Origin of the sequence: Pedococcus sp. NPDC057267 (assembly GCF_042668795.1) — a bacterium.
In the GTDB taxonomy this organism is placed as follows: Bacteria; Actinomycetota; Actinomycetes; order Actinomycetales; family Dermatophilaceae; genus Pedococcus.
Map to the genome: position 1 here is coordinate 1 of NZ_JBHUYG010000146.1, position 7,558 is coordinate 7,558.

Consider the following 7,558-nt stretch of genomic DNA (forward strand, 5'->3'; position numbering starts at 1 on the left):
GCGCGGGGCCACATCGCGGGGTCCCACGCTGCGGGCGGCGCTGGCGCGGCGGAGCCGCGCCTTGAACCAGTAAAGAAACTCCTCACCGAAGCACCGGAGCTCGGTCGGGCACACGTCCGGATCTGCCGAATTGAGTGCGTATCAGGCGCGACGAACCGAAATCTGGCGGGGCCACCAGCGCGGCCCTATCTGCTGGTCTCTGAGCCTCCGTCGGGCTCCGTCGAGGAACGTTGGAAACGAACGTGGCCGATTGTGCCGATCAGGATGACGATTGCTCCATCGACCAGCAGCACCCAGAGCGGAACAGGGTTGCCCGTGCTGCCTGACGTGTCGCCGGCCCATATCTGAAGGGCCACCAGGGGGAGACTCAGCCAAATAGGCGACAGCTCAGCCCGTCGCTTGGCCGTTCTCAACGGAAACAGGAAAAGAATGATGCCGATGGCGACCAAGCCCCATCCGAGGATCACACCAATCACGCCGGTCATGATACGAAGCGCGCTTCGACGGCGCGTCCGCATTTGCCGCGGATAGCGTGGTCCTGCCGATGGCGGAGCGTTGATCGTGCTCGCCCTTTCATCGCACGCGTTCGTCCGAGCGTGTCAGCGTGCGCTGGTCTGAACGCTGTGCCGCCCGCGCTGGCGCTGCCCGACTTCGGGCGAGCGAGACTGACCGCATCGCGATCGACTATGTCGACGCGGCGGGCTCCGGACGACTACGCGACTGCGAGGTCAGCCGGCAGAGGCCAGTCTGCGAGGTGAGCGAGCCAAGCAAGCTCCAGCCAGGTGCCGGTGAGTTCGAGCGCGTTGTCGTCGAACAACACCTTGGCCCGCCACTGCGCCGACGGGTAGTGCCGCCCCCGCTTGGGCCGCAGGGGAATGAGCTTCACGAGCTTGAACCGGGGCAGCGGCAACGCGACCTCTGAATGGTCTAGGCCCATGGGATTGATCCATGCGCCGTCCGTGCGCAGGTCAACGAGCTCCTTTGGTCGCAGCCGGGACATGAAGGGTGCGGTCCCCTCGAGCTCGATAGATCCCAGTCCCCGCGTTTCCGGCGGCACGGGCATCCGCTGGTCTCGGAGCCGCCAACTGCCCATGTCGTTCATGCCGGAGTCCTGAAGAACGAGAACGACCGCGAAGTTCAGGATCAGTCCGAGGTATGAACCAATCCGTTGATAGAGCGGAACGCGTTCGACGGGCCAACTCACGACGTCGGCGACGCGAGGTTGGGCGCTAGTCGACGACATAGGGCGCACCCTATCTCGAAGGAAATAGTCCACGATGCTCGCTCATGCCGCGATGGGCGGGGTGGTTGCGATAGGCAGGATTCACGAAGTTGCTGAATCACTGGCCCCCGCTTGGCCATCGAGCGTCTGTGGTTCGCGGGTCTGAAGGTAGAGAGTGGCGTCGTACCCGAGGTTTCGATGGTCTCGCATCGGGACTAAGAGTCGAAGCGCATGGCTCGAGACCCAAGCGATGTTCTTGGTGAATCTCTTCAGATCGCTCGGCTGGTACCGCAGGGTCGTGGGGTCGCACGGCAGCAGCGCGATGAACCGCCTGCCCGAAGGTTCCACCGCCAATAGGTGCATGAACAGGGAGCCTTCCGCATCGACATCCACGCGAAGGCACGTGATCCGCCCCCGGCTGGTGACGACCTCCCCGAACCATGTGATGGAGGGACGGGGCGCACATATGTATGCCCGGAGGCTGCGTCGTTGGTCCGTCGTTAGTCCTGCATAGGAATCAATCACCTCGACGACCACTGCGGCAGCATGTCGCCAGCGAGCCTCGCCATCGAGGTCCGTGAAACCACTGCCGATGGCATAGAGGGCAATCCAGTCGCGAGGGCCGATGGGGTGGGCGGCAAGGTCACGTTGGGGCTCGAAGACGAAGACTGCCCGGGGGGCGTCCTGCAGCACGATGCGTAACCCGGCTCTCGACCCAGACACCTCGTGGGTGCTCAGCCACATGCCCGCGGCCAAGGTGATCGCACGGAACGTCCCCTCTGACGCCTGCGAAATGGCGTGGTCCCCACGCCCGTGGTCCACCCAGATATCGACCTCACGTAGCCGAGCCACTCGCGAATCTCCCTCCGACCGTGCGTGCAGAGTATGTCCCGAGGGACGTCCGCTCATGCCGCGATCAGCGCGGTCTTGCCGATGAGCTGTCGCGGCGCTCAGGGCTTGCCGATCACCGGGAAAGCCTCCTCGATGTCGTCCAAGCTGGTGATCCAACTCCCGAGATAGGTCTGATCCACCTCTGCCATCTCAAACGTCAGGACGTTGCCGTCGCCCACCCGGTCTCTGAGTTCACCCGTGACCTGGATCCGACCTCGAGATTCAGCCTTCACCGTGAGAGTGATCCAGTGCTCCATGCTGTCTAGAACGGCCGCACCAAAGAGGTTCTGGTTGACCGACTTCAGTTCCTTGTTGAAGCGGTGGACCTCGTCCGTTCGGAGCGAGGCCCGAACGTGACCAGTGAAGCCACCGATGGCGACGGAGATGGTGGAGATGACCCAGTTCCTATCCCAGTAGTTCTCCGCGTCGGGATGCTCTCGACCCAGCACCGTGATGGACAAGTGCTCGCCATCAGTCGAACCCATGCGGAACTCGGCGGTCATGCTCGAACTCTGTCAGGTCGCTCATCCGGCTCGCATGCCATTACTGGATACCCGCTATTGCCGCGATCCGCGCGGTCAGGCCGATGAGCGGACATCGGATGCAAGGATGGCCCTGTAACGGACCGCAGCTCAGCTGACGTGCTCAGGGCGGTGTCAGACCCCGCCTGGCCCCAGATCCAGGTACTGATCGAAGGAGCCCCGAGCCCCGTCCGGGTCCTACCCAGCGACAGGTCGCGCCGCGATGTTGCTCTCGAGGCGCTCCAGGTCTCAACAGGCAGTTTCCTTGGCGCCTCGTCGGGGAATGCGGCGCGCTGCTGGTCGACCACGGCTGGCTGCGCATCCTCGGCGCGGGTGCCAACGGGCTGCCGGGTGTTCACGAGGCCAATGCGCTCGCTGGGGGTGCGCCGCCGCTGCTCGATGTCGCGTGGGACGCGCTCGGAGGTCGGTTCGCGGTCAACGGTGGCGGACTCGACGCCCCACCGGGCGAGGTCTGCTACTGGGGACCGGACACCCTCGCTTGGGCACCGATCGGGGGCGGGCACAGTGCGTTCATCACTTGGGCGCTCTCAGACGCCGTGGCTGACTTCTACTCATCACTGCGATGGGCGGGTTGGGAGGGCGAGATCGACGCGCTTGCCCCTGACCAAGGGCTTTCGCTTTGGCCGCCGCCTTTCACGGTCGAGGGTCGCGACCCGGCTGACGTCAGTCATCGAGCCGTGCCGATCACCGAACTCCACGGGGTCTACGCCGATTTGGCACAGCAGTTGAGCGAGACGCCACCCGACGGCTCGGCGTTCCGAGTCGAGGTCACGGAGTAGCCCTTAGCGATCGCTCGCTCATGCCGCAAATAAATCGTGCGAACCGATTGCGATTCGGCACTCTTGTCCGCGTGGACGGGCTCACGCGTGCGAAGCGGGATCTTGAGGACGGAAACGTGAGGAAGGCTCGCGACCGTCTCAAGGGCCTGGTCGTGACGCACCCGCACGACATTGAGGTACGCGGCCTCTTGGCCGAGGCGTACCGACAGGACCGGCAATGGGCTGAGGCCGGCAGGTGGGGGTATCTCGTGGGCCCGGCTGCGACGGAGGAGGAGCGGTCGGCCTTCGAGAAGCACTGTGCGTTCGGGTGGTACACGCGCATTACCAAGTCCCGTCTTCGCCGGTTGCTCCGCGTGGACGACCTGACGCTCATCGCGGATGAAGCGGGGCTGGAACTCCTAGCGGAGCTGCCACACAAGCGGAATCCTGACCGCTCCGACGGCCCTTTCACCGCGATCGGTCGGAGGCTCGCGATCGTCAGGTCGAAGTTGGCGCATCGCTGAACACAGCACCTCCCCGGCCCTTGGGTCGCACATCGCTGATGGTGCGGCACATACGTGACGCCGCCGGGTAAAGGTCTGGTCAAAGATCGACCGCCGAGGTGACAAAAAGTGGACTGAGCCCGATTGGGGGTGGACGGTGATGGTGTCGCCTCGCAAGGGGCGTCCGGATCATGAGGATCCGAATCATGTTGCGTCACAATGCTTTACGGTTACCGCGGTTAGTACGGTTGTTGCGACTGGTGCTGGTTGTTGGTGGTTGGTTGTGGCGCTTACCGGCCCACCTGCCGAGTCCGCCTGAACGTGCTCGCTGGCGGTGGCCAACCGTTTCACCTCAGTGCCGGTGCGGCTGCCGACCTCGCACCGCCCGGCTTCCTCCAACACACAGTGGGGCCGCCCTTGGACTGGGTGTGCCGTGCCGCGAGGTCAGCACAGTGGCGGCACGGCACACCCTCAAGGGAGGGGGTGGCCACCATGTCCCTGGACACAGTCAACGCGTTGTGGGCGGCGCTGCCCCGCCCACACTTCAGTGCCGAGAACGAGCTGTACCTGCCCGGGTACGAGCAGCATCAGACGAAGGCGATCCTGGCCCGAATGCTGTCGGAGGACCTGGACGCGTGGTCGGTGGCCGCCTCCCGGGTGGGGTATTGCTCGAACCCGGTCCACCTGGTCGGGTGCTCGACCACCATCGACACCACTACCGGCGAGGTGCTGGCGTCGTACTCCTCGGCGGATGAGCCGTTGGGGTCGACGGTGGTGCGGTGCGGTAACCGGCGCGAGTCTGCGTGCCCGTCCTGCTCGCGCCTGTACGCGGCGGACATGTTCCAGCTCATCCGGGCCGGCGTGCGGGGCGGCAAGACCGTCCCCGAGCAGGTGGCGGACAACCCGCTGGTGTTCGCCACCCTCACCGCACCGTCCATGGGTGCGGTGCACGGCACGAGGGACAACAACCGCCGCTGTCGGCCGCATGCCGCTGGCCGGCACCGGTGCGAGCACGGCCGTCCGACCACGTGCATGGCCGTCCACGCCGACGACGAGCAGCTCGGTCAGCCGCTGTGCCGCGACTGCTACGACTACGCCTCGCACGTGGTGTGGCAATGGTGGGCTCCGGAGCTGTGGCGCCGGTTCACCATCACCCTGCGCCGCACCCTCGCCCACCACCTCGGCATCCCTGCAACCAAACTGCACGAGGCGGTCACGGTGCAGTACGCCAAGGTCGCCGAGTACCAGCGCCGCGGCCTCGTGCACTTCCACGCCCTGATCCGCCTCGACGGACCCCGCGACGTCGAGGGTGGCTTCGCGCCCGCGCCCCGGCAGATCACTCCCACCATCCTCGCCCGTCTCGTCCGTGAGGCCGTGGCCGCCGTAAGGTTCACCGCACCACCCGTCCACGACCACGACAAGCCCCGGGTGCTTGCCTTCGGGCGGCAAGTCGACGCCCGCCCCGTCACCACCGCGCGGCGCACCGACGACCCCGGGACCGCCCTATCGCCGGAGCAGGTGTCCGGGTACCTGGCCAAGTACGCCACGAAGGCCGCCGCCGACACCACCGACCACACCAACGCCCACCTGCGCCGCATCCAACACACCGCCGACACCCTCGGCCGCCGGGTCGAGGACGACTGGGTCGCCACCGGCCGCCAAGGACCCCTCGCCGACCTCCCCTACGGGCTGCTCGGCAAGTGGGCGCACGAGCTGGGGTTCCGCGGCCACTTCGCCACCAAGTCCCGCCGCTACTCCATCACCCTCGGCCAACTCCGCCGCGCGAGACGCCGCGCCCAACAACTCGTCGCCGACGCAGGCCGCCGCGGCGACACCATCGACCTCGCCGCGATGGAGGCCCAGCTGCTGGCTGTGGACGACGACCACACCACCACCCTGGTCATCGGATCGTGGACCTACACCCACACCGGCTGGGACACCCCCGGCGACGCCGCCCTCGCCAAAGCCGCCGCAGCAGCCGCCCGCGAACACGACCAGGAGCGCGCGGCAGCCAGACGACTGAACTCGAGGAAGGACGTTGGAGATGTGTCACAGGCTTGACCCGCTGTGGACGGTGAAGGACGTCGCGGCCTACCTGTCGGTGCCCGTGCAGACGATCTACGACTGGCGTTGGAAGCACGAAGGTCCGCCGGCCTATCGAATCGGTCGGCACCTGCGGTTCCGCGAGAGCGACGTGTTCGCGTGGCTCGACAGCAAGACGGCGGCCTGAGCCATGGTGCGCAGGGCTCTGGAACCGGGCGAGTGGGGGTCGGTCTCGACCGTGCGAGTCGAGGCCGACGGCGCAGTGCGCTTCCGGAGCCGGGTGCGGTACCGCGGGACGGACGGCCGCCTCCGGCAGGTCGAACGCTGGGGTCCCTCCAGCGCCGCGGCCCAGCGGGCCATGTCCGAGGCGCTGGACCAGCTGACGGCCACGGCGACCTCCACCCTCACGGGCCGGGACACCCTCGACGAGGCGATCCGCCAGTGGATGGCCGACCTCGAGCAGCTGGAGCGGCTGGGGCAGCGGTCACCCGGGACGCTCCAGACCTACCGTCGCCAGTGGGAGGGGCACGTCTCCCCCGGGCTGGGTGCGCTGCGGCTGACGCAGGTGACCACCCCGGTCGTCGACCGATTCCTGGTCGACCTGCAGGAGCGGGTGGGTGCGGCGACGGCTCGCACAGCACGAGCCGTGATCTCAGGGGCAATGGGTCGAGCCGTGCGCGAGGGTGCGATCCGTTTCAATCCGACGCGGGAGGTGCGCCGGCTGAAGTCGACGCCTCGACGCCGTCCTCGCGCATTGACGGAGGAGGAGCGGGCGGCATGGTTCCTGGCGATCGCCCGGGACCCGAAGGCAGCGGGCCGCGACCTGCCGGACCTCTGCGCGTTCATGCTCGCGACGGGCCTGCGCATCGGGGAGGTGCTGGCCGTCGTGTGGTCAGAGGTCAACCTGCTCCACGGGACTGTCGAGGTCACCTCCACCCTGCTCCGCGTGACCGGCCGGGGGTTGATCCGCAAGCCTACAAAGACAGACGCCGGCCAGCGGGTCCTCGTCCTGCCGACGTGGTGCGTGGCGATGCTGCGTCGTCGGGCAGCGATCGGGGTGGGCCCGGAGGAGCCGGTCTTCGGCACGATCGACGGCGGTTTCCGCGAGCCCCGGACCGTGAGCCGCTGGCTCTTTCAGGTCCGCGAGGCTAACGGGATGGAGTGGGTCACCACGCACACCTGGCGGAAGACCACGGCCAGCGTGCTCGACGGCTCGGGCATCACCGCCCGGATGATCGCCGACCAGCTGGGCCACTCACGGGTCTCGATGACCCAGGACGTCTACCTCGGACGAGGCGCGGTCGATCCCCGCGTCGTCGCGGCGCTCGAGGCGGCCGACCCCCACCGCGGACCCCAAAGCGTGGGGCAAAATGATGGATCTGCGGCCTCAGGTGAGGGGGCCTGAAGTGTTTGTGCTGGTCAGAGAGCCGGCGATGGGACTCGAACCCACAACCCCCTGTTTACAAGACAGGTGCGCTACCGATTGCGCCACACCGGCGTGCCCGCGAGGCGGACGGCGACGATCGTACCGGCGGCACGGCATACCCCTCGCACGCGCCAGCGGGCCCGCGCACGAGGCGCGGGCCCGCAGGTGGGCAC

At 67.2% G+C, this 7,558-nt stretch carries 8 protein-coding genes, 1 tRNA gene and 2 pseudogenes; 6 read left to right on the top strand and 5 right to left on the bottom strand.

Features of this window, described 5'->3' with window-relative positions; all coding sequences use genetic code 11:
- Positions 1-185: 185 nt before the first annotated feature.
- The 4 genes from ACFUC1_RS19650 to ACFUC1_RS19665 form a co-directional block, all read right to left on the bottom strand.
- The gene (locus ACFUC1_RS19650; protein ID WP_379122845.1) at positions 186-476 is read right to left on the bottom strand and encodes a hypothetical protein; all 291 of its coding nucleotides are present in this window, start codon (positions 474-476) and stop codon (positions 186-188) included.
- A gap of 236 nt (positions 477-712) precedes the next feature.
- Entirely contained in the window at positions 713-1,243 is a 531-nt protein-coding gene (locus ACFUC1_RS19655) for a hypothetical protein (protein WP_379122846.1), read from the bottom strand.
- Between the two features lie 81 nt (positions 1,244-1,324).
- Complete coding sequence (locus ACFUC1_RS19660; protein WP_379122848.1) at positions 1,325-1,915, bottom strand: hypothetical protein; 591 nt, start codon at positions 1,913-1,915, stop codon at positions 1,325-1,327.
- Between the two features lie 257 nt (positions 1,916-2,172).
- Positions 2,173-2,616: a hypothetical protein gene (locus tag ACFUC1_RS19665; protein ID WP_379122850.1), complete on the bottom strand. Its 444-nt coding sequence runs from the start codon at positions 2,614-2,616 to the stop codon at positions 2,173-2,175.
- A gap of 150 nt (positions 2,617-2,766) precedes the next feature.
- Between ACFUC1_RS19665 and ACFUC1_RS19670 the strand changes: the two are divergent.
- From ACFUC1_RS19670 to ACFUC1_RS19695, 6 genes and pseudogenes are all read left to right on the top strand, one after another.
- Positions 2,767-2,895 (top strand): annotated as a pseudogene (locus ACFUC1_RS19670) (hypothetical protein); the annotation flags it as partial.
- A gap of 26 nt (positions 2,896-2,921) precedes the next feature.
- Positions 2,922-3,434 (top strand): annotated as a pseudogene (locus ACFUC1_RS19675) (DUF2625 family protein); the annotation flags it as partial.
- Positions 3,435-3,505: 71 nt separating this feature from the next.
- Positions 3,506-3,937: a DUF6584 family protein gene (locus ACFUC1_RS19680; protein WP_379122852.1), complete on the top strand. Its 432-nt coding sequence runs from the start codon at positions 3,506-3,508 to the stop codon at positions 3,935-3,937.
- Between the two features lie 471 nt (positions 3,938-4,408).
- Entirely contained in the window at positions 4,409-5,977 is a 1,569-nt protein-coding gene (locus ACFUC1_RS19685; protein ID WP_379122854.1) for a replication initiator, read from the top strand.
- Positions 5,961-6,146, top strand: coding sequence for a helix-turn-helix transcriptional regulator (locus tag ACFUC1_RS19690; protein WP_379122856.1), 186 nt, complete (start codon positions 5,961-5,963; stop codon positions 6,144-6,146). Before ACFUC1_RS19685 ends, ACFUC1_RS19690 begins: the two co-directional genes overlap by 17 nt.
- Before the next feature lie 3 nt (positions 6,147-6,149).
- Entirely contained in the window at positions 6,150-7,364 is a 1,215-nt protein-coding gene (locus ACFUC1_RS19695) for a tyrosine-type recombinase/integrase (protein WP_379122858.1), read from the top strand.
- Between the two features lie 20 nt (positions 7,365-7,384).
- Here ACFUC1_RS19695 and ACFUC1_RS19700 read toward each other — a convergent pair.
- Positions 7,385-7,457: transfer RNA gene (locus ACFUC1_RS19700), tRNA-Thr, on the bottom strand.
- Between the last annotated feature and the right edge of the window lie 101 nt (positions 7,458-7,558).

Excerpts from the sequence above, each read along its gene's own strand:
- ACFUC1_RS19655 (WP_379122846.1), bottom strand. The coding sequence starts at position 1,243 with ATGTCGTCGACTAGCGCCCAACCTCGCGTCGCCGACGTCGTGAGTTGG.
- ACFUC1_RS19665 (WP_379122850.1), bottom strand. The coding sequence starts at position 2,616 with ATGACCGCCGAGTTCCGCATGGGTTCGACTGATGGCGAGCACTTGTCC.
- ACFUC1_RS19685 (WP_379122854.1), top strand. The coding sequence starts at position 4,409 with ATGTCCCTGGACACAGTCAACGCGTTGTGGGCGGCGCTGCCCCGCCCA.
- ACFUC1_RS19690 (WP_379122856.1), top strand. The coding sequence starts at position 5,961 with ATGTGTCACAGGCTTGACCCGCTGTGGACGGTGAAGGACGTCGCGGCC.
- ACFUC1_RS19695 (WP_379122858.1), top strand. The coding sequence starts at position 6,150 with ATGGTGCGCAGGGCTCTGGAACCGGGCGAGTGGGGGTCGGTCTCGACC.